Source organism: Enterobacter sp. CCUG 70166, assembly GCF_020224095.1.
Taxonomy (GTDB): Bacteria; Pseudomonadota; Gammaproteobacteria; order Enterobacterales; family Enterobacteriaceae; genus Enterobacter; species Enterobacter intestinihominis.
The window spans coordinates 135,367-161,462 of sequence record NZ_NRIQ01000001.1; the positions used below are offsets into that span (position 1 = coordinate 135,367).

Here is a 26,096-nt window from a genome sequence, read left to right on the forward strand (position 1 = left end):
TAGCTTGGTGGTTCTTTTTAAGGAACCAGTAATTCACTAATCTGGAGATCTTTTCAACATCGTGGAAATAAAGATGAGTATATTCAATGAGTTTGGACAACCTGTAGGGGAAAGCCTTACCGACTGGCAGCCTCGCCCGCACCCGTCCCGGATGGTACTTCAGGGTCGCTATTGTCGGCTTGAGCCGCTGCGCGTGGAGCATGCCCACGCGTTGTTCTCTGCGTATTCCCTGGCCGGAGATACCCGAAGCTGGACGTGGCTGCTGCGTGAACCCGATGCCACCGCAGAGGAGTTTGCCGAATGGGTGGCGAGCGTGAGCAAATTATCCGATCCCATCCACTTTAGCGTTATCGATAACCAGACTCAATCTCCTGTCGGGACGCTGTCCCTTATGCGGATCGATCCTAAAAACGGCGTTGTAGAAGTGGGACATGTTCACTTCTCGTCACTGTTAAGCCGCACGCCCATGTCGACAGAAGCGCAGTATCTGCTGATGCGGTACGTGTTCGATACCCTGGGCTACCGACGTTATGAATGGAAGTGCAACAGCCTGAACGAACCCTCCCGCAAAGCGGCCCTGCGTCTTGGCTTTCAGTTTGAAGGGCGTTTTCGCCAGGCGCTGGTCATTAAAGGCCGAAACCGGGACACCGACTGGTTTTCAATTCTCGACAAAGAGTGGTCAGCGCTGGCGAGCGCGTTTGAAAGCTGGCTTGCCACCGACAATTTTACCGTCGATGGCAAACAGAAAAGATCCCTGGAAAGCTGGCGAGAAACGCGCCTCTAGCGTCTTTTTTTACGCCCCTGCACCGCCTTAAAGCGCGGGTTAGATTTGCAAATCACGTATAAGCGTCCCTTGCGTTTGACTATCTGGCAATCCGGGTGACGCTGTTTTGCATTGCGCAATGAGTTAAGCACCTGCATGATTAGCCTCGCTTCGCATCAAGAAAGCCACCAAAACGCTTGCGGAAGCGTGCCGCGCTGCCATCCGTCGAGAAGGTCTTCTGCTTCCCGGTATAAAACGGATGTGATTTAGAGGAGACATCAAGAGTAACGTAGGGATACGTTTTCCCCTCAAGCTCAATTTCACGGTCTGTCTTAATCGTTGAGCCAACTTTAAAATATTCATTAGCCGTGGTGTCGTGAAACACAACGGTGCGATAGGTTGGATGGATATTCGGTTTCATCTCTGGTCTTCATGTATTGTTATAACATAACAAAATACTATCTGAGCTTTGCTGCAAAAACAACCCCTGTGACGCACAGCCTGTTTTTGAAAGGTTTTCAAATACTGCGAGAGACTGTTACATGCTATAACTATATCATTTAGCGATAAAAAATTTTTCATCTGGCGCGCAAACTCCATGCCCTGGTCGGGCATATGGAAAGGATACAGCAGCATGCGAACCCGACATCTGGTCAGCCTGGTGACAGGCGTACTGATCTTCTCTGTGCTGGTCCCTGTGTGCCTCAGTATCTGGCTGGCGCATCGTCAGGCAGAGGCGAAATTTGTGGATGCACTGGACAGATATGCCTCGCGCGCCCTGATCCGTACCGACAGAGTCGTTGCGCAGGCAAAACAGGCGCTCACGCACCTACAGTTGTTCAACGCCCCGCCCTGCACTCCTCCGCACTTACGCGAAATGCGTCGTGTCGCGTTCTCATGGCGCTATATTCAGGAAGTGATGTATATCGATAACCTGAAGCCGCTCTGCTCCTCTCTGGAACAATCCAGTAATACGGCGATCTTACCGCCCCCGATGCGGATCACCGCAGACGGGTATAGCGCGTGGCTCACCTCGCAAAACGACCTCGGCATTCACCGTTATATGGCCGTTCTGGGGAAAGGACATTATCTGGTAATGGTCGATCCGGCGTCGCTTGTGGATGTTGTCCCGTTCGGTGACATTTCGATGGATGCCGCCCTGGTGGGCAGCGAAACCCATCGGATATTTGCCAGAAGCAATATTCTCGACCCGTATATTCTTTCTGTCGTTAAGGAGCAGCAGGACGTTAAGCGCGTGCAATACAACGGCTCGATGTACGTGTTGAAACCGGTGCCAGAACTGGGGCTTACGGTTATTGCCTGGGCATCGTTAAAACCGCTCGCGGCATCCTGGCATCAGCAGCTGATCATCTGGCTACCGGCTGGCATACTGATAAGCCTGGTTGCAGCCCTTATTGTGCTTCGCATCCTCCGCCGTTTGCTTTCCCCGCGTAACCGGCTGATCGACGCGATCAACAACCGGGAGATCGAGGTTCACTATCAGCCCATTGTGGCGCTATGCAGTGGAAAACTGGTGGGTGCAGAAGCGCTGATGCGCTGGCCGCAGCCAGATGGCAGTGACCTGTCGCCTAATCTCTTTGTTCCCCTGGCGGAGCAGACGGGGCTTATTTCAACGCTGACACAGCTGGTGGTGAATAAGGTGTTTGAGGATTTAGGTGCCTGGCTGCATCATCACCCGGAACTGCACATTTCTGTCAACCTTGCGCCAGCCGATTTAACGTCCCCCGAGCTGCCTCGCCTGCTGAGTCAATTGCTCAACAAATGGGGCGTCCACCCGCGCCAGATCGCCCTTGAATTGACCGAGCGCGGCTTTGCCGATCCTGCCGTCAGCGCCCCTGCCATCGCTGCGTTTCGGCGCTCCGGGCATGCCATCTACATTGATGATTTTGGTACGGGTTACTCCAGCCTGAGCTATTTGCAGGATCTTGATGTCGATACCCTGAAGATTGATAAATCCTTTGTGGACGCGCTGGAGTATAAGAACGTGACTCCCCACATCATCGAAATGGCCAAATCGCTTAAGCTGGCGATGGTCGCAGAAGGCATTGAAACTGAAGGGCAGCTCGAATGGTTGCATCGCCACGGCGTGCAGTACGGACAGGGCTGGTATTTCAGCAAGGCGCTGCCTAAAGAAGATTTCATTCGCTGGGCCGAGCACAACCTCAGGAAATAAACCCATTACGCGGTGTTACGTGCGGCCACGACAGTGGCCGCACGTTTCGGCTCAGCCGTTCTGCTGCCAGCTAAACGTGTAGCGCAGCCGACGGTTTTGCAGAATGAAGGCGGGTGCTACGCTCGGGCTCCATGAGTCGTCCCCCCCCACGCCCATGTGGAACGCATCAAGATTCAACCAGCAGCCATCCTCTTCCCGTAGCAAATGGTGATGCGTTGTCGTATGCAGTTGCTGCTGGCTGTAACGGCTCAGGGAGAAATGGAACTGTCCCTGGAAGTGATGTGAGCCAAACGTCAGCTCACGGGTGTCGCAGCGTAAACCGTTCTCCGTCGGGAAGATATACGGCGTCTGCATGGCGTCCAGCGGTAACGCCCAGCGCCCCTGCTGCGCCGCCAGTTTTCTGTCCGGATAATTCTCCAGCGGGCCCAGCCCCAGCCAGCGCACCGTTTGCGGGATATCCGCCAGCATAACGCTCAGGCCCACGCGAGCGGGTTCAGGAATGTCAGACGCCACCGTCACCTGCACATCACCGTGCAGTAACCCGTGGTCATCAATCCGCCAGACCTTGTAGCTGATAAACAGCGCTTTACCCTGATGCTCCCAGACGTGCTGCGTGGTCACCACCACCTCACGGGCATGCTGTTCCGCTTCACACTGGATAAGGCGCGAGGATATCTCATACATCCCTGCCGCTTTCCAGCGTTCCACCCACGCGTTCGGATCGATGCGGGTCGCCTCGCTGACGCCAATGTCATTATCCAGCGGCGCCCGGGTAAAGTTATCCGTTAGCGGGGAACGGAGCGTTTCAGCGCCCGCGTTCCACCACTGGGTCAGGTTGCCGGTGAGACGGCTAAACTTCCAGCGCTGCTGCTGATGAGTGATGTCCAGCACCTCTTCCTGCACCGTTAACTGTGGTGGGGTTCCGTCTGCTTTCGGTGGCGTAAGGTACAGCGGAGCCGGGAGCGGCCACTGATCCCAGGCACAACGGTGGCCGGACGGCGACCACGGCGTGGCCTGCGGCTGAACGATCTCCACGTTGAGCCAGACCTCGCCCGGTTCAGCGCCGAATTCAGTCTGCGGGATCTCCACGCGCTGTGTCCCCTGGGGCGCAACAGAAAGGGTTATTTCGCCGGAAGCCAACACCACACCGTCACGCGCCACCGACCATCGCAGACTCTCGTTGTCAGTATGACGGAACAGATAATCGCTCTGGATATCGACGACCAGCGGAGCGGTGCTCACCAGCGTAAAGGTAAAGAACTGCTGGGCACGCTGTGCCTCGTAAAGGGCGGGATGCGGGGTGCGATCGGGAAACACCAGCCCGTTGAGGCAGAACTGACGATCGTTGGGCTTATCGCCAAAATCGCCGCCGTAGGCCCAGAATGCCGTGCCGTCTTCCGCTTTTTTCGTCAGCGCCTGATCGACCCAGTCCCAGACAAAGCCGCCCTGCAACCGGGGATGGCTGCGGAATGCCTGCCAGTAGCTGGCAAAGCCGCCAAAGCTGTTACCCATCGCGTGGGCATACTCGCACAGGATCAGCGGACGGGTTTCGTCCGGCATACCAATCCACTTTTTAATCGACCACTTTGGCACCGCCGGGAACGGCTGATCCTGATCGACGCGGGCATACATCGGGCAAATAATATCGGTTGCCGCCGTACTGGCCCCTCCGCCTTCGTACTGCACCGGCCGCGTGGGATCGGTGGTTTTCAGCCAGCGGTACAGCGCATCGTGATTCGCCCCATGCCCGGACTCATTCCCCAGGGACCAGATGATGATGGACGGATGATTCCGGTCCCGCTGCACCATACGCGTTACGCGTTCGCTCATGGCAGGCAGCCAGCGCGGATCGTCCGCCAGGCGGCTCATCGGCACCATGCCATGGGTTTCAATATTCGCCTCATCGACCACGTACAGGCCGTAGCGATCGCAAAGCGTGTACCACAGAGGGTGATTCGGATAATGCGAGCAGCGCACGGCATTGAAGTTATGCTGCTTCATCAGTTCGATGTCGCGGCGCATGGTCGCCTCATCCATCACCTGCCCCTTCTCAGGATGATGTTCATGACGGTTCACGCCGCGGATCAGCAGCGGTTTGCCGTTAAGCTTCAGCAGGCCGTTGCTGATTTCGACGCGTCTGAAACCGACATCGCAGGCTTCAGTCTCCAGCATGTTGCCCTGCACATCCCGAAGCGACATGGTCAAACGATAGCGTTCCGGTGTTTCAGCGCTCCACAGCGCGGGATTGTTCACGGGTATCGCCACCGTGAGCCGCTCCGCCCAACTGCCGCGTTCGTCCACGATGGCCGATCCGGGCTGTTGCGTGATTTGCGCGCAGGCTTCGCCGTTACGCCACAGGGTAAACGCCACCTCGCATTCGGCATAGCGTAAGCCTTCCAGCGCAACGTCAACCCGGAGCAGCGCCCGATCGCATTCGGCATTCAGATCGGTCACGATCTGATAATCGGCAATCTGCGTTTCCGGCTTGTGCAGCAGCGAGACGTCACGGAAAATGCCGCTCATCCGCCACATGTCCTGATCTTCCAGGTAGCTTCCGTCGCACCAGCGTAACACCATCACCGCCAGGCGGTTCTGCCCCGGTCGCAGCACCGCGCTGAGGTCGAACTCCGCAGGCAGACGGCTGTCCTGGGAATAGCCCATCCACTGGCCGTTACACCACAGATGAAAAGCTGAATTCACCCCATCAAAGATAATGCGGGTTTGCCCGCTGAGCAGCCAGGCATCATCCATCTCAAATGTGAGCGAGTAACAACCGGTTGGGTTTTCAGCCGGAACATAGGGCGGGTTCACATTTATCGGATAGGTGACGTTGGTGTAGATGGGGGTATCAAATCCCTCCATCTGCCAGTTCGACGGCACGGGCATCTCAACGGCATCAGACAGATCGCCCGTTACCCATGCCTCGGGCACCTGCTCTGGTGCCGGGAAAAAGCTGAATCGCCAGATGCCGTTAAGCAGACGCTCGCTCAGCGAAGGCTTATCCTCCCGGGCGAGGGTTTCATCGCGCCAGCTATGAAAAGGCGCGTGTGCGGCCAGACGATTCCACTGCGTCACGCCCGGGTTTTCCCAGTCACGACGAGCCAGAATTGCGCTGAGGGTCAGCGGCAATGTAGAAGACATATCAACCTCTTTGCGAAGCGCTCACAATTTTAGTCAACATGCCCTGGTAAACGGTGGCGGTAAAGACTTTGATCGTCACCAGGCGAGCACGATCACAAAAGTGCTAGCTGCGCGCCAGTTTCTGCGCCAGCAGCGCCAGCATTCTTAGCTGTTGCGCCAGATCTTCACGATCGGCCTGTTGTACGGCGCGCGGCGCGGTGGAATGACGAACGATCAACGTAACGGGAAGTTGTTGATGCCAGGGTTCGGCGTGACGGGCTGTTGCCAGGAGCCACTCCACGCTGCGTTCACCGGCCTCGCGGAACGCCTGCCGAACGGTGGTCAGCGGAGGGGAAAACCACGCGCTGTCAGCCGTATCATCAAACCCGACAACCGAGATCTGCCCCGGTACCGCAACGCCTTTTTCCGCACAGGCGCTTAAAACGCCAAGCGCCATCTGATCGTTCGCCACAAGGATCGCCTCCGGCAGCTGCGCGCCCGCCAGGAGCTGATGCCCTTTCTCGTAGCCTGAAGCCGCGCTCCAGTCGCCCTGCGCCACCGCAAACGCCTCCACGCCAGCCTGAGCCAGCGTAGTTTTCCATCCCGCCAGGCGAGCCCGGGCAGAGACAGAACTTTCCGGCCCGGCGAGCAGCGCAATTCGCCGGTGCCCCAGCGAAAGCAGATGCTCCGCCCCCAGGCCAGCGCCCTGTTCAGCATTGAAAACGAGGCTGTTAACCCGAGCTGTGGGGGAAACATCAAGAAAAAGAACCGGGGTCGGCGAGGCCATTTCCTGAAGCATTTCTGCCTGAGCATCTTCCAGCGGAACGTTCACCAGCAGCGCCTCCACGCGCTGCGCCAGTAACTCCTGCAAAGCAGCCTGACACTGCGCGGGCTGCTCCACCATAGAGATGAGCACGCCAGCCCTCTGCTCCACTGCCCGGGATTTTACAGCTGAGGCGATTTGCGACGGCGCATGCAGCGCCAGATCGCTGGTCATCAGCCCCAGCGTGCGGGTGCGTTTCCCGGCCAGCTGCTGCGCGCCACGGTTAGGTACATAGTGTAGCGCCGCCATGGCCTGTCGGACCTTTTCCCGCGTACGGGCAGAAACGTGTTCCGCGTCGTTAATCACCCGGGAAACGGTCTGATAAGAAACGCCCGCTACGCGGGCAACGTCATAAAGAGTGATCGCTTTCATAGATTCTGGCGTCGTAAAAGGTAGTCACTATTCTGACACAGTTACGCCATTATAGCCTGTGAGCGCTTCGCAAAATTAAGCAATCCGCTCCGGCTGCGCGGCTTTCTGCATGCGCGGTCTCTGGCGAAACCACGGCAAACAAAGCTGGATCAGCGGGCCGATGGTTAACGCATACAGCACGGTTCCGACGCCAAACGCTCCCCCGAGGAGATAGCCGACGATCAACACGGTCACCTCGATTGCGGTACGCACGCTGCGGATCGACCAGCCCAGCCGGGCGTGTATGCCGGTCATCAGGCCGTCGCGTGGGCCTGCGCCAAAACCCGCGCCGATATACATTCCGGTGGCAAGGGCGTTAACCACAATGCCGGAAACCAGCAGGGTGATGCGCACGGGCAGCGAGGTGAGTTCCGGGATCAATGCCATTGACGCATCTGCCGCCAGGCCAATACAAATCACGTTACTGACCGTACCCAGCCCCGGAAGCTGACGCAGCGGGATCCATAGCAGCAGCACCGCAGCCCCGGTTAAAATCATCACCGTGCCGATGCTCATTCCGGCCTGGATGGCGACGCCAAGGTGAAAAACATTCCAGGGATCAACACCCAGATCCGAACGAATAAACATCGCGGTTGAAAGTCCGTAAAGGGCTAAACCGACATAAAGTTGCACCAGACGACGCACCATTTTCTCTTCTCCGAAGAACCAGCTTCCATCTTCGCTGAAAATGGCACTATGATTAATGTCCAGTTTTCAAATAGTGGACTGCACATGTCATCACGTCGTTTTGGAAGCCAGTCTCTGGTTCGCCTGTTAGGGCACTGGCAACAAACCTCTTCCCGCACCCCGCGGTGGCGCCAGCTGGCTGACGCGTTACGCCTGTTAATTCTGGATGGCAGGCTGGCGCTAAACACGCGCCTGCCCGGAGAGCGGGAACTGGCCGCCGCACTGGACGTCAGCCGCACCACCATCAGCAGCGCGCTGGCGCATCTGCGTGAAGAGGGTTTTCTGGAGAGCCGTCACGGCAGCGGTTCCCGGGCGATCCTGCCAGACAGCCGGGCCGTGCCCACGCTTTCCACTGCCAGCGCGGCGCTGGATCTCTCAACCGCCGCGCTCAACGCAGGGCCAGAGATCCATCAGGCCTACACCCACGCGCTGACGACCATTACGCCGAATCTGGCGCTGACCGGGTAAGATCAGCTTGGGCTTCCAGCGCTGCGTGAAGCTATCGCCGCCCGCTACACCGCACGCGGTCTGCCCACCCGGGCAGACGAAGTGATGGTGGTGAACGGTGCCGTCAGCGGCTTCGCCCTGATCTTAAGAATGATGACCGGGCCCGGGGATCGCGTGGTGGTGGATCATCCCACCTACCCGCTGGCGATAGCCGCGATTCAGGGGGCGCAATGTCGGCCCGTGGGCGTCTCGCTGCCAGAAACGGGCTGGGATACCGATGGTTTTGCCGCAACGCTTGCCCAGACAGCCCCGCGTCTGGCCTATCTAATGCCGGATTTTCATAATCCGACCGGGCGCTGCATGGATGCCGCGACGCGTCAGACCATAACCGACATCGCCGCGCAAACCCGCACCACGCTGGTGGTGGATGAAACCATGGTCGATCTCTGGTTCGATGCTCCCCCGCCGCCGCCGCTGGCCGCCTTTAACCCGGAGGCCGCGGTGATTACGCTGGGTTCCGCAGGCAAAAGCTTCTGGGGTGGGCTTCGTCTCGGCTGGATCCGCGCCTCGTCCCGCACTATCGCCACGCTCGCACAGACGCGCGATACGCTGGATCTGGGCTCTCCGGTGCTGGAACAGCTGGCCACGCTGTGGCTTATCGAAAACAGTGAAACCTTCCTGCCTGCCCGGCGGGAAATGCTGGCAGAACGGCGTGACCGCTGCGGCCAGATGTTACGGAAGCATTTCCCCGAATGGCGGTTTCAGGAAGCGGAGGGAGGACTTTCATACTGGATTGAACTACCCGGCATGCTGGCGACTCAACTGGCGGCACGTGCGGAAACGACAGGCATCATTATGGGCACCGGCACGCGCTTTGGGCTTTCAGGCGCGTTTGACCGCTACCTGCGTATGCCCTTCTCACTCAATTCGCCAGAACTTGAAGAGGCATTACTGCGTATCAAACCGCTGTGGCTTGCCTTAAATAAAAGTGCACCGCCAGTAAAACGGAGCCTGGTGTAAATTATTCGCCAGAAACAATAAAAACAGCTGACTGTAACGCATGCAGTCAGCTGTTTTCATGAAGAACAACTTAATGTTGAGGAGGAATCGGGAAGCCTTTCAGCGAAATAATGAAATTTTCACCTTCTTTCTTTATTTTCGCTCCGGTATCACACCAGTCAGACGCAATTCGAAAGAACTCATCACTTCCTACATTCCAGCCAAGACGAACATGTTTCACATAGCCCGAACGTAACAGATTGCAGGCCTCGTTGTAATCGCTGGCAGTCGATAGTTGTTGTTTCATTTTCTCTTCTTCAGAAGTTTACGTAGTGCTTTGATTTCTTTAGGAGTAAATGGATTTACACTCTCTTCTTCCGTATGCTGATTATCAACATCCTCTTCCGATACTCCCGCCTCTTCTACTGCTTCAAATGCCAGCAGCAGCAGTTTCTCTGTGGTCACGCTTAAATTCTCATTATTGTCTTCCGCATAGTGGCGGAGTCTTTCTTTTAGCGCTTCATCAATTTTAACGTTTAAAACCGCAGTTACCATGATTGTCACATCCTTTCGGAACACGTGTTTAATTTAATACACGAAGATAAGTTTGTTATCCAGATATATATTTTTTTGCTTATGACAACAAAAAGACGCCCGATAATAAAATGACAGTCTATTATTACAGGTTTATGACATTATTATTTCAGTTCAATGAAGGATATATTGCACGAACAAAATAGGCACATAATTGAGAAGGTTTATATAGGGGGAAACTTCAGAGAAGAACACAAATGGGTGGGGGCCCTGCCAGCTACATCCCGGCACCCACGTCGTCTGCCCTGGCTGCTTCCTTCCGGACCTGACCTGGTGAACAGAGTAGCGTTGCGGGAGAACCAACAGAGCCCCCATTGAGAGCGTTGATAACCAACGCGCTGGCGCATTATCCCTGTGGAGCACCTCAATTGCAAGCCGCTGGCAACTGGATGCTGGATTATTGCGCAAACTGACCCGACAATCTTCTTTATCTTCGTATAACATTACCCTTCGCTGATTTCCCGCTGGAGAAACAATGGACGAACATGACACTTTCCCACAGCGAGTGTGGCAAATCGTGGCCTCGATTCCGGAAGGCTGTGTCACGACCTATGGGGAAGTCGCCCGACTGGCGGGCTCTCCGCGCGCAGCGCGTCAGGTTGGCGGCGTGCTAAGAAGGCTTCCGGAGGGAAGTACGTTACCATGGCACCGGGTCGTTAATCGCCATGGCGCCATTTCCCTCACCGGGCCAGACTTGCAGCGCCAGCGTCAGGCATTGCTCTCAGAAGGGGTACAGGTGTCCGGGACGGGACAGATAGATATGCAGAAGTATCGCTGGGAATACTGACGCCCTCTCCCGTCAAAATGAAGAGGGCGAAAGAAAGTTACAACTGTGTTGGCGGTGTAGGCAAGGTCGGCTGATTGGTCTGCGTTGCCACAGGCACTTCAGTCTGCTGCACCGGGACCAGGGTCAGGTCGATTTTGGTGCCCCCTTTGTTGACCGCTTCCTGCACGGTATCGGTGATAAAGACCAACTTATCGTTGATCGTTACCGCCGCGCTCAGGAGGATACGCGCGTTAGGCTGAACGTCAGACGGGTTGTACGGCAGCACGAAGCTGAACGGCGCCTGTTTACCCTCTGTACGAACTGCACGCTGTGCAAGGACTTTAGACGGTGCATCCGCCAGAGACGCATCGGATAACGTGACCGTTAAAACCGCGTCAGGCGGCAGAGCGACTTTCTGTTTGATCCAGATGGTACCGGACACGTTAGGCTGTCGAATAGCTTGCTGTGAAAGGGTGTTAATCCCGTTTGGGGTCGCCGTTGGTACCGCTACATCGGCACTCTTATCCGCACAGGCGGACAACGCCACCGCCATTGCAACACCGCTTAACATAGGCACGAGTTTCATTGAAGTCTCCTTATCATCAATGCACCGGCGGGATCGATCCCATCCGATGTCGTTTTATTCACATAACGTAAACAAGTGTGGCACAAATCACGGATTTATGCCTAATTTTGCCCAGGTATTAAGATAATTCTACCCATCGGACCACTATCGTTTCTGCGTTATACTCAGCGTATCTTTCGCCACGGCGTTTATTGAGGACCACTATGAGTCAGGCACTGAACAATCTGCTGACATTGCTGAACCTGGAAAAAATAGAAGAAGGGCTTTTTCGCGGACAGAGCGAAGATTTAGGCTTACGCCAGGTTTTTGGGGGCCAGGTCGTGGGGCAAGCGCTATATGCCGCTAAGGAGACCGTTCCGGCAGACCGTCTGGTGCACTCATTCCACAGCTACTTTTTACGCCCCGGTGACAGCGCTAAACCGATTGTGTACGACGTGGAAGTTCTGCGTGACGGCCAAAGCTTCAGCGCTCGCCGTGTGGCGGCCATCCAGCATGGGAAACCCATCTTCTACATGACCGCCTCCTTCCAGGCGCCAGAGCCGGGCTATGAGCATCAAAAACAGATGCCGTCTGCCCCATCGCCGGACGATCTGAAATCGGAAACCGAAATTGCCCGCGCACTCGCACATCTGCTGCCGCCGCAGGTAAAAGAGAAGTTTCTGTGCGATAAACCGCTGGAGATCCGCCCGGTCGAATTTCATAACCCAATGAAGGGGCATACTGCTGAGCCCACCCGCCAGGTGTGGATCCGCGCCAACGGCAGCGTACCGGCAGACTTGCGCGTGCATCAGTATCTGCTGGGTTATGCGTCGGATTTCAACTTCCTACCGGTTGCGCTACAGCCGCACGGCGTGGGATTCCTGGAAAAAGGGATGCAGGTCGCCACGATTGACCATTCCATGTGGTTCCATCGTCCTTTCGATATGAACGAGTGGCTGCTTTACAGCGTAGAAAGTACCTCTGCGTCCAGCGCACGCGGTTTTGTTCGCGGGGAGTTTTACACCCAGGATGGTGTGCTGGTGGCTTCTACCGTGCAGGAAGGTGTGATGCGTAATCGAGGGTGAGGTAAAAAGCCCGGTCGCTACGCTTACCGGGCCTGCAAATTTCACTTTTTCAGGCCGGGTAAGGCGAAGCCACCACCCGGCAAGGCACTCAAATTATGCGTTGTACGCATTCTCGCCGTGGCTGTTGACGTCCAGACCTTCGCGCTCCTGCTCTTCCGGTACGCGCAGCCCCACGGTCATATCGGCCAGCTTGTAGCCGATAAAGGCCACAACGCCCGACCAGACAACCGTAATCGCGATACTTTCAAGCTGGACCAGCACCTGATGCATCATGGTCACGCCTTCAGCATAACCCACGCCGCCCAAAGATTGTGCAGCAAAGATACCGGTCATGATACAGCCGATAATGCCGCACACACCGTGTACGCCGAATACATCACACGGATCGTCAACGCGCAGAATACGTTTCAGTGCGGTAACGCCCCACAGCCCCGCCAGACCCGCGACGATACCGATCAGCAATGCGCCGCCCACGCCCACGTAACCGCATGCTGGCGTAATACCTACCAGACCGGCAATCGCCCCAGAACAGGCACCCAGCAGGGATGGCTTGCCGCGAACGGCCCACTCGCCAAATACCCATGAGAGGATGGCCCCGGCAGTTGCCACCACGGTATTCACGAAGGCCAGCGCGGCGATTTCGTTAGCGGCGCTGGCTGAACCTGCGTTGAAGCCGAACCAGCCAAAGTAGAGGATGGCGGTGCCGGTAAAGACCATCGGCAGGTTGTGCGGCTTAAACGCTTCTTTCCCGAAGCCCACGCGCTTGCCAATCAGGTATGCGCCTACCAGGCCGGCTACGGCGGCGTTGATGTGAACAACGGTGCCGCCCGCAAAGTCCAGAGCGCCATGGGAAGCCAACAGACCACCGCCCCAGACCATATGCGCAATCGGGACATAGGAGAGCGTCAGCCAGACCACCACGAAAATCAGTACCGCAGAGAAGCGGATACGCTCAGCCAGCGCGCCCACAATCAGCCCCACGGTGATGCACGCGAATGAGCCCTGGAACGCGACATGAATATACTGATAGAAGCTGCCCATTACCGCGGTCAGTTCGATATTTTTCAGCATCGCCCAGTTAACGTTGCCGAAGAAGGCGTTGCCCTCCCCGAAGGCCAGCGAGTAACCGTAAACCACCCACAGCACGCACACCAGCGCGAACGTGACGGCAACCTGCGTCAGCATGGAAAGTACGTTCTTGCCGCGGATCAGGCCGCCGTAAAACAGCGCGATCCCCGGAATCGTCATGAACAGCACCAGCGCGGTGCAAATCATCATAAAGGCGTTATCGGCTTTGTCTGCCACAGCAGGTGCAGCCATTGCCAGGCCCGGCAGCAGTGCCAGCGAACCCAGACCTGTTTTCATTGTTGCTTTCATCATTTTCTCGATCCCTATCACTGTGTGCCAGGAGTTACTTACAACGCCGCTTCGTCAGATTCGCCGGTACGGATGCGAATGACGCGCTGTAGTTCGGCAACGAAAATTTTGCCGTCGCCAATTTTTCCGGTGTAGGCCGCTTTGCTGACGACATCAATCACCTCATCAAGCTGATCGTCGGCAATCGCCACATCAATCTTCACTTTTGGCAGGAAGTTAACGCTGTATTCCGCCCCGCGATAAAGCTCGGCATGACCTTTCTGACGCCCAAAGCCTTTCACTTCGGTGACAGTCAGTCCCTGAATACCCATGGAAGACAGCGCTTCACGCACGTCTTCGAGTTTGAATGGTTTGATTACCACCGTAACCAGCTTCATATATCCCCTCCAGTCAGAATTCGGTAATGGCCGCAGCTAACACGAGAGGGATATTGCAAAGGGTGTGCCAGAAGTGAAATGTGAGGAGGAAAGCGCCGCGGCGCGCATGCGCCGCGAAGGGGAGAAAAAAACGCACCATGGCAGTGCAGGGTGCGTTTCAGTTTTGCACCAACGGTTAAGACTGTTAGCGCATTGCCTTGTTATGGTGCATCAGGCGCTGAGCGACTCCTCCTCGCGCACGCTGGCGGCCAGCTCGTCGCCTGCCAGCTGCAACTGATACATCTGCCAGTAGCGTCCTTTCGCCTCGAGCAGCGCTTTGTGCGTACCCCGTTCAACGGCCTGGCCACGGTGCAGCACCAGAATGGTATCGGCATCGACGATCGTTGAGAGCCGGTGAGCGATCACCACCAGCGTAGTGCGATCCCGCACGGCAGCCAGCGCCAGCTGGATCGCCTGTTCGGTACCGGAGTCGATGCTTGCGGTCGCTTCATCCAGAATCAACACCTGCGGCGTCTCAATCAGCACGCGCGCCAGCGCCAGGAGCTGCTTTTGCCCGACAGAGAGGTTATTGCCTTGCTCGCCCAGCCGGGTATTGATCCCCTCGCTTAACCCGCGCGCCAGATCTGCCAGCTGCACCGTTTCCAGCACCTCCCATACCTGCTCAGGCGTGAAAGATCGTCCCAGCGTCACGTTGGCATAAAAGGTATCCGCCAGCACTACCGGATCCTGCTGCACCATCGCGACGCCTTTACGCAACGCGTTGTGGCTAAGCGCGGAAAGAGGCCGTCCATCCAGACGGATCTCCCCCTGCGTCAACGGATAGTAGCCCATCAGCAAACTGGCGAGCGTGCTTTTGCCGCTGCCGGTATGCCCAACCAGTGCGACAAAACCGCGCGACGGTACCTCGAGGTTGATATCCTGCAAGACAAGCTGATCGTCGCGGTAGGCAAACGAGACATGATCAAACGCTATGGATCCACTTTCCAGCGGACGTTCATCATCGCCATAGGTCTGACGCGGCCTGTCCATCAGCTCAAACACACGCTCACCCGCGACTACCGCCTGTTGCAGCATCGATTGCTGCGTAGTGAGTTCAATCAGCGGTTCGTTAAGACGGCCAAGGTAACTGATAAACGCGTACAGCACTCCCACCTCAATGGTTCCACGCGTCGTCAGGCCAAACAGCATCAACATCCCGCACAGCACCAGCGCAGAGAAGAGGCTCAGCAGCGGGCGTAACAGGAAGCCATCCAGACGTAACGTCTGCATCCGCGCCATATAGTGCGAGCGGCTGGCTTCTCCCATCCGCTCGCCAAAACGCGCCTGCTGGCGAAACTGCTGGATAACGCTCATGCCGTTGATCACTTCGTTGAAGCCATCATTGATATCTGCAAGGTAAGCGCGCACGCGACGAACAATCGGCGTGCTGTAGCGCTGGTAAATTACCATCACAATCAGCACCGCCGGGAAAATAGCGATCGCCACCAGCGCCATCCGCCAGTCCAGACTGAACATCGCCACCAGCATCGCGCCAATCAATGCGGCACTGCGCAGAACCGTTGCGACAACGGTCACATAAAGGTCGCGGATCACCTCGGTGTCATTGGTGACGCGCGAAATAACCTGCCCGACCGGCTGGGTATCAAACTCGCTCAGCGGCTGGCGCAGCGCGGCATCCATCACATCCGTGCGTAGCTGCTGGACCACGCCCACGGCGGCCCGGTTAAACAGCAGCGACTGCGCATAGTGCAGCCCCGCCGCCGTCAGCTGTAGCCCGACATACGCCACACCCAGCCCCGCCACCAGCCCCAGCGGCAGATAGCTTTTCGCCACCATGTTATCGATAAAATAGCTGATAAGCAGCGGACCGGTCACCTCCGCAATAGCGGCGATCCACAGTAACAGCACGGCAATGGAAAGCGGTTTGCGCCACGGTGAGCCATAGGCGAGCAGCCGTTTTAACGTCGGCCACATCTGTCCAAACTTACGCATCGGTGACCTCCTCATCCAGCGCAGCTTCAAGCTGTTGATAGCGGTACATATCCCGATACCAGCCGGCCTGCCCGGCGAGCTGTTCATGCTGACCACGTTGGGCAATATGCCCGTGCTGAAGCACCAGAATTTCACTGGCTTCGGTAAGGGCCGACAGACGGTGCGCGCTGATGATGACCGTGCGCCCCTCCCCCCACTGGCGAAGGTTATGCAGAATTTGATGCTCGGTACGTCCGTCAACCGCGGACAGCGCATCATCCAGAATCAGGATCTCAGCGTCCAGCAGCAGCGCGCGGGCAATAGAGATACGCTGTTTTTGTCCACCGGAGAGCATAACGCCCCGCTCACCCACTTCTGTGTCGTAGCCCTGCGGCAGGCGCAGAATATCCTCATGGACGCTGGCTAAGCGCGCCACATGCTCGATCTGGTCCTGTGTCGCCGTCGGGCACCCGAGCGCGATATTGTTGGCTATGGTGTCTGAAAACAAAAACGGCGTCTGGCTGACGACCGCCAGGCGGCTGCGCCAGTCATCCAGCAGCAGACGTGGCAGGGAGACGTCATGGAAACGGATATCGCCTTCGCTCACGTCAAAATGGCGCTGAATCAGTGACAGAATGGTGCTTTTACCGGAGCCCGTCGGGCCGCAGATGCCCAGCATCTGACCAGGACGCAGCGTGAAACTGACGTTTTCAAGCACCGGATGTTCCGTTTGCGGGTAGATAAAGACGCGGATATCAGCCTTCAGAACACCCGGACCTTCCGGTACCGGCTCGCTGCCATCGTTCACTACCGGCACTTCCGCCAGCATGGCGCGGATACGGCTGTAGGCGGCGCTCCCACGTTCAACGATGTTAAACATCCAGGCCAGCGCCAGCATCGGCCAAATCATCAGCCCGAGGTACATCGCAAAGCTGGTTAACTGCCCGAGGGTCATGGTGCCTCGCACCACCATCCAGCTGCCGCCGCCCACCGCCAGCAGGTTCGCCATGCCAATCGCAATATAAATTGTCGGATCAAAGCGGGCGTCTATACGCGCCACGCGCATGTTTTTCGCACCGGTATCGGCGGCGTCGGCCGCAAACAGCGCGGACTGCCTGTCTTCCAGACCAAACGCTTTGATCATGCGGATGCTGGTCATGCTCTCCTGGGTGCGATCGTTTAACGACGAGAACGCCGCCTGCGCCAGCTTAAAGCGTTCATGGAGCTGCTCGCCGTAGCGGTTAATCGCCAGCGCCATCAGCGGCATCGGCAGCAGCGCCAGCAGCGTGAGCTCCCAGCTAATTTGCGTAGACATCACAATCAGTACCGCACAGCCCATCACCAGGGAATCCACCAGCGTTAACACTCCTTCACCGGCGGCAAACACCACACGGTCCACATCGTTTGTGGCGCGGGCGATGAGATCCCCGGTACGGTGACGCAGATAAAACTCAGGGTGCTGGCGGCTCAGCTGGCGGTAAAAGTCCTCGCGCAGCTCAACGGCAAGCTGATAGGACGCGCCGAACAGCAGCACGCGCCAGACATAACGCAGCAGGTAAACCACCACGGCCGTCAACACCAGCGTACCGACCCACATCATCACCCGTGCGGCGGTGTAATGTTGTTCCGTAACACCATCCACGACGTATCCCACCACTTTGGGCGGGATCAGTTGCAAAATGGCAATGATAATAAGCAGGGCCACCGCGCCGAGGTAGCGTTGCCACTCCCGACGAAAGTACCAGCTTAATTGGGCAAATAATCGCACGCGGTCTTTTCCTGAAGATATTTTATGAAGTTATTCAATGGGTAACGCTGTGGTGTATTTAATCTGTTCCATGGCGAAACTGGAGGTGACATCGGACAAGCCCGGTACGCTATTGACCAGCCGCTTGTAAAAATCATCGTAGCGCTTCATGTCTGCCACCTGAACGCGCATCAGATAGTCGTATTCCCCCGCCATGCGCCAGAAGCCGAGCACCTCGGGCATGTCGGAAACCTGGGTGACGAAGCGGCTGTACCATTCGCTGCTGTGATGCTGCGTTTTTATCAGGACGAAGGCGGTCAGTCCAAGCCCCAGTTTTTCGGGGTCCAGCAGCGCCACACGTCCCAGCAGAATGCCATCGTCTTCCAGCTTCTTGAGGCGCTTCCAGCACGGTGTGGTGGTCAGATTAACGGCATCTGCCAGCGCCTGCAAAGAGAGGGTGCAGTCGCTTTGCAGCAAAGAAAGCAGCTTGCGGTCAATTTTATCTAGCATATCCACCTCCCAGAGAAAATTATTCTCCTTACATTCTATTTTAAAGGCCAGATAGCAACAATTTTTTCTGTGCTTTTCGCTATGCTGGGCACAAAATGACAAACGGATAACTACGATGAATAGCACCTGGGTTAAACATGCCATCAGCGAAATAAATGCCGACTATCAGCGCTCGGCAGATACCCATTTGATCCGCCTGCCTTTGCCTGGATTTCCCGGCATTCAGCTTTACCTGAAGGATGAAAGTACCCATCCTACCGGCAGCCTGAAGCATCGCCTGGCGCGTTCACTCTTTTTATACGGTTTATGTAACGGCTGGATTAAAGAAGGCACCACGATTATTGAATCGTCGTCCGGATCAACTGCCGTCTCAGAGGCCTACTTTGCCCGCCTGCTGGGCCTGCCGTTTATCGCTGTGATGCCCTCCTGCACGGCGAAACGTAAAGTTGAACAGATCGAATTTTACGGCGGACGCTGCCACTTTGTGGAAAGCGCCTGCGAAATCTATGCGGCCTCCGAAATGCTGGCCCGCGAACTAAATGGTCACTATATGGACCAGTTCACCTTCGCCGAGCGCGCCACCGACTGGCGCGGCAATAATAACATTGCGGACAGCATTTTCCGCCAGATGACCCACGAGCCACATCCCGTCCCCTCTTACATTGTCATGAGCGCGGGCACGGGCGGAACCTCCGCCACCATCGGACGTTATATCCGCTGTCAGGGTTATGATACGCAGCTGATGGTGGTTGACCCTCAGAACTCGGTGTTCCTTGATTACTGGCAATCTCGCGATGCCAGCCTGCGCAGCCCTGTGGGGAGCAAGATCGAAGGAATTGGTCGCCCGCGCGTCGAACCTTCGTTCATTCCGGACGTTGTGGATGAGATGCTCCGCGTGCCGGACGCCGCCAGCGTCGCGACGGCGCACTGGCTGGAGACACAGCTTGGCCGTAAGGTCGGAGCCTCTACCGGCACCAATATGTGGGGGGCGCTACAACTGGCCGCGAGAATGCGTGAAGAAGGCCTTAGCGGCTCTGTCGTCACGCTGCTGTGCGACAGCGGGGAACGCTACCTGGACACCTATTACAACGCAGAATGGGTACAGGCCAATATTGGCGATGTTGAACCGTGGAAAGCGCAGATTTCGCATCTGGTGAAATAAAAAAAAGCCAGGCTTTAGCCTGGCTTGCTGGAAGGATCTCGCTATTCGGGGGAATATGGGAGGTTATTTTTGTCCAGCCAATGCGTCAAAAAATGGGACACCGCTTCGTTACGACAGTGTCCGATAACCGGTAAATGCGGGAGCGCGGCGATAAGTTGCGGCATCGCGTTCCCCATAATCAGCCCACGACCTACGCTGCTCAGCATCTCGTGGTCGTTCATGGCGTCACCAAAGGCCATACAGTCCTGCATCGTCAGCCCCAGACGATCGCTCAGCACCGCCAGCGCAGATCCTTTGTTACAGCCCACCGGCAGCACTTCAAGACAGTCCACCGCCGAGAAGGTCAGGTGCGCCCGGTCGCCCAGCGCCTCGTTAAGCTGAATACGCAGGCGGCAGAGATCGTCGTGATCGCCGCAGAAGCAGATCTTGGTTACCTTGTGTGCCGGAATGCGGCGCAAATCGATGAGCTGATATTTAAAGCCACTGTAAACGTGAGCGTGCAGCAAGGCCGGGATCTCACGCCCGGTAAACCAGCCTTCATCGTTAAAAACATGCACGCTGGCCTGCGTATCCCAGGTGCTGTGCAGGACGATGTCCGCCACTTCCGGATCCAGATCCTGACGGTGCAGCACATCGCCCTCGACGGAGTGAATGCGCGTCCCGTTGCCGGTGATCAGGAACGCATCGAGGGCAAATGTTCCCAGCAGATGGCGCATCTCCAGCACATGACGACCAGTGGCAAACGTCAGGGTGACTTCACGCTCGCGCAGGCGCTTAAGTGTGTTCAGGGTTTTCTCCCCTAAACGGTGATCCGGCATTAACAGCGTGCCGTCCATATCAAATGCAGCGAGCCGAGCCATAATTACTCCCGAAATGTGATGCGGTTAACTTGTGCATCAGTATTACGTGAGATATACGGAAGTAATAGTGAATAGATGATAATTATTGTTCCGGGTTTTTCATGCGCCAGCTTAACCGTCTTAACCAGTATCAGCGTCTGTGGCACCCCTCCGCCGGCGCAACGCAGCAGGTGACCATCAGTGAACTTGCCAGCCGCTGCTTTTGCAGCGAGCGACATGTACGCACCCTGCTGCGCCAGGCGCAGGAGGCGGGCTGGCTAAGCTGGCACGCCCGCTCCGGACGAGGAAAGCGTGGGGAATTACGCTTTCACGTCACCCCGGATTCGTTGCGTAATACGATGATGGAAGAGGCCCTTAAAAGTGGACAGCAGCACAACGCGCTGGAGCTGGCCCAGCTCGCGCCTGAAGATTTGCGATCGCTGCTGCATCCGTTTATGGGCGGGCAATGGCAGAATGATACGCCGACGCTGCGTATTCCCTACTATCGCTCGCTGGAGCCGCTTCAGCCGGGGTTTCTCCCTGGCCGGGCGGAGCAGCATCTGGCGGGACAGGTATTCTCTGGTTTGACGCGTTTTAATGGTAACAGCAGTGAACCCACGGGCGATCTGGCGCATCACTGGGAAGTCTCTGCTGACGGCCTGCGTTGGCATTTCTACATACGCTCCACCCTGCACTGGCATAACGGCGATAAAATAGAGACGGCACAGCTCAGGCAAAGCCTGACGGCGCTGCTATCGCAGCCCGGCATGGACACGCTTTTCCGCAGCGTCTTACGTATCGAAACCACGCATCCGCAAAGCCTGACGTTTATTCTCCATCAACCTGACTATTGGCTGGCGCACAGGCTGGCAACCTACTGTAGCCGTCTGGCGCATCCTGATTACCCCGTGGTGGGCAGTGGTCCCTTTCGGCTGAGCGTTTTTGAGCCTGAACTGGTGCGTCTGGAAAGCCACGAGCAGTATCACCTTGGTCATCCGTTACTTAAGGCTATCGAGTACTGGATCACGCCCCAGCTTTTTGACTACAGTCTGGGCACCAGCTGTCGCCACCCGGTGCAAATCGCCATTGGCGAGGCCGACGAGCTGGCCAGCCTGCGGCTGGTGAGTAACAGCACCAGTCTGGGCTTCTGCTACCTCACGCTGAAACAAAGTCCGCGTCTGAGCGAACTTCAGGCAAAGCGGCTGATTAATATCATTCATCTCTCAACGCTGCTTCACACGCTTCCCCTGAACGAAGGGCTCATCACTCCTACCGAAGAACTGCTTCCCGGCTGGGCGATCCCCCAGTGGACTGATTTAACCGACGTTGTGCTGCCAGAGGCATTGACGCTTGTCTACCACCTGCCGGTTGAGCTTCACACCATGGCCAGTCAGTTAAAAGCATACCTTGCGCGGCAGGGGTGTGAACTGACCGTCATCTTTCACGACGCCAAGACGTGGGACGGTTGCCAGCAGCTTGCCGATGCAGACATCATGATGGGAGACAGACTGATTGGCGAAGCGCCAGCGTACACCCTTGAGCAATGGCTCCGCTGCGATGCGCTCTGGCCGCATCTGCTGAGCGCACCGGCATACGCCCATTTGCAGGCCACGCTGGATGCGGTGCAGACGCAGGCCGACGAACGTGACCGACACGCAGGACTTCAGGCTATCTTCAGCCGATTAATGGAGACAGCCGTCCTGACACCGCTCTTTAACTACCAGTATCAAATCAGCGCGCCTCCGGGGGTCAACGGCATACGCCTTAACACTCGCGGCTGGTTTGACTTCACCGAAGCCTGGCTTCCTCCACCAAACGCGTGAAGAAGCTGGTCGCCGCTTTAGCCAGGCGTTAACATGACGCTTTTACCGTAACTGTCGAGATGATCTATGAAACGTGCCGTCGTCGTGTTCAGCGGAGGACAAGATTCCACAACCTGCCTGATTCAGGCACTTCACCAGTATGATGAAGTGCATTGCGTCACTTTTGATTATGGTCAGCGTCATCGCGCTGAAATCGATGTCGCTCGTGAACTGGCCCTCAAACTGGGCGCCCGCGCTCATAAAGTGCTGGACGTGACGCTGTTAAATGAACTGGCCGTCAGCAGCCTCACCCGCGACAGCATTCCGGTTCCTGATTACGAACCGGATGCCAGCGGCATTCCGAATACCTTCGTACCTGGGCGTAATATTCTCTTCCTGACCCTGACGGCAATCTATGCCTACCAGGTGAAAGCCGAAGCGGTGATCACGGGCGTGTGTGAGACCGACTTCTCTGGCTACCCGGACTGCCGGGATGAATTCGTGAAAGCGCTCAATCACGCCGTGGATCTGGGAATGGCAAAAGAGACCCGCTTCGAAACGCCGCTGATGTGGCTGGATAAAGCCGAAACCTGGGCGCTGGCCGACTACTGGAGCAAGCTGGATGTCGTTCGCAACGAGACCCTGACCTGCTACAACGGCATTAAAGGGGACGGCTGCGGGCAGTGTGCCGCCTGTAACCTGCGCGCGAACGGTCTGAATCATTTTCTTGCGGATAAAGCGGGTGTGATGGCCGCGATGCAGAAAAAGACCGGTCTGAAATAAGGGCTAACTGTCCGCGCTGTCGTACAACAGGAGTCGACAGCGCGGGCATTCCTGAATATTACTTATGCGATCATCAGCTCCAGCTTTTCGCGCAACTCCCCTTCCAGCGGCAACGCTTTCTGGGTTTTGAGATCGATACAGACAAAGGTGATCAGCGCATCGGCCACCACCTGCCCTTCTGGCTCAAGCGTGACGACCTGGCTCAATACACCACTTTTGCCATTCAGTTGTTGGACCTCACTGGTCACGGTGAGCACATCCCCCAGCACAGCCGGGCGGCGGTAGTTAATGTTGATGTTGACGACCACAAACGCGATGTTGTGTGCGGTCAGCCACTGGAAGCTTTCGCTGTTCTCCAGGCCATCCCAGCGCGCCTCTTCAAGAAATTCAAGGTAGCGGGCGTTATTGACGTGCTGGTAAACATCGAGGTGATAACCACGGACTTTGATTTGTGTCTGCATAGCGCAATAGCCTTTCGTTGTTATAGGTTCAGAGGTCATAACTGGTATGACCTCTTTATCCTGGCAAATTTTTGCCGCAGTGCAAGTGATTACGCGATTACAGCGTCAGGTGTGCGAGATTGCGCTCAACCAGCGCGCAGCCCATACCCGGCACCTGCTTGAGATCGTCAAGGGTTTTGAAAGGACCGTACTCCTCGCGGTAGCTAACAATGGCCTGGGCTTTTTTAAGTCCCACACCGTTCATCACGCGCGCGAGCTCTTCTGCCGATGCCGAATTGATGCTGACTCGCGTACCGTCATCCTCTGCACTTTTACCGGCATCAGTCGCTTTTGATTGCGTATGAGCCTGCGCAGCTGAGTCTGTTTTGGTCTGTGCAGCCTGCGCTTTAGCCGAGGGCGACGCCGCCAGCGCGCCCGCACTCATCCCGGAAGTGGCAATAGCCAGTGTAATTAACAGTGCTTTGATTCCACATTTCATGCTGTTTTCTCCTTGTTTGTTGACAGCCACGCCACGATAGCCGTACGAGAAAACAGGGACAAACAGCAGATTGCAGAAATGGAAAAGGCCGCGAAAGCGGCCTTTAGTTTTTGCAGAGCGTTACGAAAATCTGCGAGCAGGTACGTAATTATTGCTCCTGGGTCACCACATCACCCAGCTTGATTTTGGCTTCTTTACGCAGGTTGCTCATCATCGCTTCGAAAGCAATCTGGGCATTATTCTGAGTAATTCCCTGAACCATGGCCTTCTTCTGCGCGTCTGGCAGCGTGCCGGCTTTGACTTCATCCAGCGCCAGAATCACCACGTTACCCTGCATATCGGTCGTGGTGCCAAAGACAGGTTTGTCTTTCGCCGGCAGGCTCAAACCAAACGCCGCCTGGCTGACAGGATCCTGACCGGTACGGCTCAGCGTTTTGGCTTCGCCAAAGCTCAGGCCAGCCGCTTTCAGTGCATCGTTCTTACCGGCTTTCAGATCGGCCAGAATTTTCTCTGCATCCAGTTTTGCCTGCTGTGTCGCTTTGTTGTGTTTGACCAACGCCACCACCTGATCTTTCACTTCCGCCAGGGGCTTCACTGCCTCGGCTTTGTGCTCGCTGACGCGCAGTACGAACGCACGGTCACCGTCAACGGTAATGATGTCTGAGTTGCTGCCCGGCGTACCGTTCTCACCTACCAGACCACCATTGAAAATGGCATCTGAAACCGGTTTGAAGTTCAGTTCTTCCGGCAGATTTTCATGGCTGAACCAGCCCGTCTCAACCGCTTTCACGCCAGCAGCCTGCTCAGCGCCCGCCAGTGATTCGTTGTCGTTGCTTGCGGCATCGCTCACTTTCTGTTGCAGAGCATAGAAGGCGTCCAGCGCTTTCTCCTGCTTCACTTTCGCAGCGATATCATCACGAACGTCAGCCAGCGGCTTGGTTTTCGCCGCCACGACATCGTCCAGACGCGCCACCAGGAAGCCAACGGAGGATTTGATTACACCAGACAGTTGGCCTTTCTCTTTAAGACCCGCATTTTTCAGCTCGTCCGGGGTAGTAGAATCTTCCAGCCAGCCCATATCACCGCCGTTTTTGGCAGAAATAATGTCGGTGGATTTTGCTTTCGCCACGGTCGCGAAATCAGCGCCTTTGTTCAGCTCGTCCAGCACGGCTTTTGCTTCTGCTTCCGTTTTGGTCTGGATCACGCTGTAACGGTTACGCTGCGGCTGAGTGAACTGATCCTGATGCTGGTCGTAATAAGACTGGATCTCGGCGTCAGTCGCGTTTTTCTGCATCGCGGCAGCATCCAGCTTGATATAGCTTACGCGGAACTGTTCCGGAGAGATGAAGTTGTTCTTGTTTTGCTCGTAGTAAGCATTAACTTCAGCGTCGCTAACCTGCTGTTTCGCCGCCAGTGCATTGACATCAATCGTCGCTTCACGCACCACGCGTTGCTGCGCTACCAGTGCCGCCAGCGCTTCAGTTTCGCCTTTCAGCATGAAATCGGTGCCCACCACCGCGTTGATCAGCTGTTGCGTGGTCAACTGGTTACGCAGCGCCTGTGCGTACTGGTCAGCCGTCATCCCCATCTGGTTAACAATGCTGTTGTAACGCGCGTTGTCGAACTTCCCATTAGACTGGAAAGCCTGCGTCGAGAAGATGGCTTTTTTAACCTGCTCATCGCTGATGCCCAGACCGAGGCTTTTCGCGTACTGGTCCAGCAGCGCTTCGTCGATAAGGCGGTTCAGCGTCTGCTGACGCAGGTTTTTCATATAGCCTTCGTTGGCTGCAAGTTCAGAGTATTGGTCGCCCAGCTGTTGCTGCATGCGGTTACGTTCACCAGCAAAAGCGTTCTCGAACTGCCCACGGCTAATTTCCTGGCCATTCACTTTTGCGGCGTAGTTCGCGCCACCGCCGATGAGGTAACTACTCACACCGGTCAATATGAACGACACGATAATGATACCGAAAATAATCTTGAGCACGAGACTGTTAGCAGCCGTGCGTAAGCTGTCCATCATGGTGTAACAACACTCCGCTGTAGGTGACTGGTTACCTGACGCTGACGGAAAATCCTGACCGTCGCGCGTAAAGGCGTATTGTGACAAGAAAACAGGGCAATTGTCAGCCCACAAC

Annotated in this window: 24 protein-coding genes, 1 other RNA gene and 1 pseudogene; 8 read left to right on the forward strand and 18 right to left on the reverse strand. The window is 56.4% G+C overall.

Features of this window, described 5'->3' with window-relative positions:
- Positions 1–73 precede the first annotated feature (73 nt).
- The gene (locus CKK19_RS00635; RefSeq protein ID WP_063853703.1) at positions 74–784 is read left to right on the forward strand and encodes a GNAT family N-acetyltransferase; all 711 of its coding nucleotides are present in this window, start codon (positions 74–76) and stop codon (positions 782–784) included.
- Here CKK19_RS00635 and ykgO read toward each other — a convergent pair.
- Together ykgO and CKK19_RS00645 are read right to left on the reverse strand one after the other, a co-directional pair.
- Positions 781–921: a type B 50S ribosomal protein L36 gene (gene ykgO / locus CKK19_RS00640; RefSeq protein WP_063853702.1), complete on the reverse strand. Its 141-nt coding sequence runs from the start codon at positions 919–921 to the stop codon at positions 781–783. The two genes, CKK19_RS00635 and ykgO, sit on opposite strands and share 4 nt — an antisense overlap.
- A 2-nt stretch (positions 922–923) precedes the next feature.
- On the reverse strand, positions 924–1,184 hold the full coding sequence (locus tag CKK19_RS00645) for a type B 50S ribosomal protein L31 (protein ID WP_015571255.1): 261 nt from the start codon (positions 1,182–1,184) through the stop codon (positions 924–926).
- Positions 1,185–1,397: 213 nt separating this feature from the next.
- Here CKK19_RS00645 and CKK19_RS00650 point away from each other — a divergent pair, with 213 nt between their 5' ends.
- Positions 1,398–2,957: an EAL domain-containing protein gene (locus tag CKK19_RS00650; protein ID WP_225455017.1), complete on the forward strand. Its 1,560-nt coding sequence runs from the start codon at positions 1,398–1,400 to the stop codon at positions 2,955–2,957.
- A 51-nt stretch (positions 2,958–3,008) separates the two neighbouring features.
- Here the strand turns inward: CKK19_RS00650 and CKK19_RS00655 are convergent, their stop codons facing one another.
- The 3 genes from CKK19_RS00655 to CKK19_RS00665 form a co-directional block, all read right to left on the reverse strand.
- Positions 3,009–6,098 (reverse strand): beta-galactosidase, encoded by a 3,090-nt coding sequence (locus CKK19_RS00655; RefSeq protein WP_063853699.1) that lies wholly within the window; start codon positions 6,096–6,098, stop codon positions 3,009–3,011.
- Positions 6,099–6,201: 103 nt separating this feature from the next.
- Entirely contained in the window at positions 6,202–7,272 is a 1,071-nt protein-coding gene (locus tag CKK19_RS00660) for a LacI family DNA-binding transcriptional regulator (protein ID WP_063853697.1), read from the reverse strand.
- A 75-nt stretch (positions 7,273–7,347) separates the two neighbouring features.
- A complete protein-coding gene (locus CKK19_RS00665) occupies positions 7,348–7,959 on the reverse strand; it encodes a YczE/YyaS/YitT family protein (protein ID WP_022647263.1) in 612 nt (203 codons plus the stop codon).
- Positions 7,960–8,043: 84 nt separating this feature from the next.
- Here CKK19_RS00665 and CKK19_RS00670 point away from each other — a divergent pair.
- A pseudogene (locus tag CKK19_RS00670) lies at positions 8,044–9,465 on the forward strand (PLP-dependent aminotransferase family protein).
- A gap of 70 nt (positions 9,466–9,535) precedes the next feature.
- Here CKK19_RS00670 and CKK19_RS00675 read toward each other — a convergent pair.
- The 3 genes from CKK19_RS00675 to ffs all read right to left on the reverse strand — a co-directional run bounded on the left by CKK19_RS00675 (position 9,536) and on the right by ffs (position 10,343).
- Positions 9,536–9,751, reverse strand: a complete 216-nt coding sequence (locus CKK19_RS00675) for a hypothetical protein (protein WP_006809861.1) — start codon at positions 9,749–9,751, stop codon at positions 9,536–9,538.
- The gene (locus tag CKK19_RS00680) at positions 9,748–9,999 is read right to left on the reverse strand and encodes a hypothetical protein (RefSeq protein WP_022647261.1); all 252 of its coding nucleotides are present in this window, start codon (positions 9,997–9,999) and stop codon (positions 9,748–9,750) included. Before CKK19_RS00680 ends, CKK19_RS00675 begins: the two co-directional genes overlap by 4 nt.
- Before the next feature lie 247 nt (positions 10,000–10,246).
- Positions 10,247–10,343: signal recognition particle sRNA small type (gene ffs / locus CKK19_RS00685), an RNA gene on the reverse strand.
- A 170-nt stretch (positions 10,344–10,513) separates the two neighbouring features.
- On the opposite strand from ffs, the gene CKK19_RS00690 reads away from it, so the two are divergent.
- Positions 10,514–10,825, forward strand: a complete 312-nt coding sequence (locus tag CKK19_RS00690) for an MGMT family protein (protein ID WP_063146590.1) — start codon at positions 10,514–10,516, stop codon at positions 10,823–10,825.
- 37 nt (positions 10,826–10,862) lie between these two features.
- Here the strand turns inward: CKK19_RS00690 and CKK19_RS00695 are convergent, their stop codons facing one another.
- Positions 10,863–11,390 carry a YbaY family lipoprotein gene (locus CKK19_RS00695; protein ID WP_022647259.1) on the reverse strand — a complete coding sequence of 176 codons (528 nt, stop codon included), beginning with the start codon at positions 11,388–11,390 and terminating at the stop codon, positions 10,863–10,865.
- 203 nt (positions 11,391–11,593) lie between these two features.
- Here CKK19_RS00695 and tesB point away from each other — a divergent pair, with 203 nt between their 5' ends.
- Positions 11,594–12,454 carry an acyl-CoA thioesterase II gene (gene tesB / locus CKK19_RS00700; RefSeq protein WP_022647258.1) on the forward strand — a complete coding sequence of 287 codons (861 nt, stop codon included), beginning with the start codon at positions 11,594–11,596 and terminating at the stop codon, positions 12,452–12,454.
- Between the two features lie 93 nt (positions 12,455–12,547).
- Here the strand turns inward: tesB and amtB are convergent, their stop codons facing one another.
- From amtB to CKK19_RS00725, 5 genes are all read right to left on the reverse strand, one after another.
- Entirely contained in the window at positions 12,548–13,834 is a 1,287-nt protein-coding gene (gene amtB / locus CKK19_RS00705) for an ammonium transporter AmtB (RefSeq protein WP_022647257.1), read from the reverse strand.
- Between the two features lie 35 nt (positions 13,835–13,869).
- Positions 13,870–14,208, reverse strand: coding sequence for a P-II family nitrogen regulator (gene glnK, locus CKK19_RS00710; RefSeq protein ID WP_006809867.1), 339 nt, complete (start codon positions 14,206–14,208; stop codon positions 13,870–13,872).
- 210 nt (positions 14,209–14,418) lie between these two features.
- Positions 14,419–16,200, reverse strand: coding sequence for a SmdB family multidrug efflux ABC transporter permease/ATP-binding protein (locus tag CKK19_RS00715; RefSeq protein ID WP_023299457.1), 1,782 nt, complete (start codon positions 16,198–16,200; stop codon positions 14,419–14,421).
- On the reverse strand, positions 16,193–17,947 hold the full coding sequence (locus CKK19_RS00720) for a SmdA family multidrug ABC transporter permease/ATP-binding protein (RefSeq protein ID WP_023305589.1): 1,755 nt from the start codon (positions 17,945–17,947) through the stop codon (positions 16,193–16,195). The genes CKK19_RS00715 and CKK19_RS00720 overlap by 8 nt, the downstream gene beginning before the upstream one ends.
- Before the next feature lie 30 nt (positions 17,948–17,977).
- On the reverse strand, positions 17,978–18,436 hold the full coding sequence (locus CKK19_RS00725; protein WP_022647254.1) for an Lrp/AsnC family transcriptional regulator: 459 nt from the start codon (positions 18,434–18,436) through the stop codon (positions 17,978–17,980).
- A 115-nt stretch (positions 18,437–18,551) separates the two neighbouring features.
- Here CKK19_RS00725 and CKK19_RS00730 point away from each other — a divergent pair, with 115 nt between their 5' ends.
- Positions 18,552–19,598, forward strand: coding sequence for a PLP-dependent cysteine synthase family protein (locus CKK19_RS00730; RefSeq protein WP_022647253.1), 1,047 nt, complete (start codon positions 18,552–18,554; stop codon positions 19,596–19,598).
- 41 nt (positions 19,599–19,639) lie between these two features.
- On the opposite strand, the gene cof is transcribed toward CKK19_RS00730, so the two are convergent.
- The gene (cof, locus tag CKK19_RS00735; RefSeq protein WP_023299454.1) at positions 19,640–20,458 is read right to left on the reverse strand and encodes an HMP-PP phosphatase; all 819 of its coding nucleotides are present in this window, start codon (positions 20,456–20,458) and stop codon (positions 19,640–19,642) included.
- Positions 20,459–20,559: 101 nt separating this feature from the next.
- On the opposite strand from cof, the gene CKK19_RS00740 reads away from it, so the two are divergent.
- The gene (locus CKK19_RS00740) at positions 20,560–22,260 is read left to right on the forward strand and encodes an SgrR family transcriptional regulator (protein WP_058646036.1); all 1,701 of its coding nucleotides are present in this window, start codon (positions 20,560–20,562) and stop codon (positions 22,258–22,260) included.
- A 66-nt stretch (positions 22,261–22,326) separates the two neighbouring features.
- Positions 22,327–23,022, forward strand: coding sequence for a 7-cyano-7-deazaguanine synthase QueC (gene queC, locus CKK19_RS00745; protein WP_063853696.1), 696 nt, complete (start codon positions 22,327–22,329; stop codon positions 23,020–23,022).
- A gap of 62 nt (positions 23,023–23,084) precedes the next feature.
- On the opposite strand, the gene CKK19_RS00750 is transcribed toward queC, so the two are convergent.
- The 3 genes from CKK19_RS00750 to ppiD form a co-directional block, all read right to left on the reverse strand.
- Entirely contained in the window at positions 23,085–23,483 is a 399-nt protein-coding gene (locus CKK19_RS00750) for a YbgC/FadM family acyl-CoA thioesterase (RefSeq protein WP_017694410.1), read from the reverse strand.
- A 97-nt stretch (positions 23,484–23,580) separates the two neighbouring features.
- A complete protein-coding gene (locus CKK19_RS00755) occupies positions 23,581–23,961 on the reverse strand; it encodes a helix-hairpin-helix domain-containing protein (RefSeq protein ID WP_063853695.1) in 381 nt (126 codons plus the stop codon).
- A 148-nt stretch (positions 23,962–24,109) separates the two neighbouring features.
- Complete coding sequence (ppiD, locus tag CKK19_RS00760) at positions 24,110–25,981, reverse strand: peptidylprolyl isomerase (protein WP_063853694.1); 1,872 nt, start codon at positions 25,979–25,981, stop codon at positions 24,110–24,112.
- Positions 25,982–26,096 lie beyond the last annotated feature (115 nt).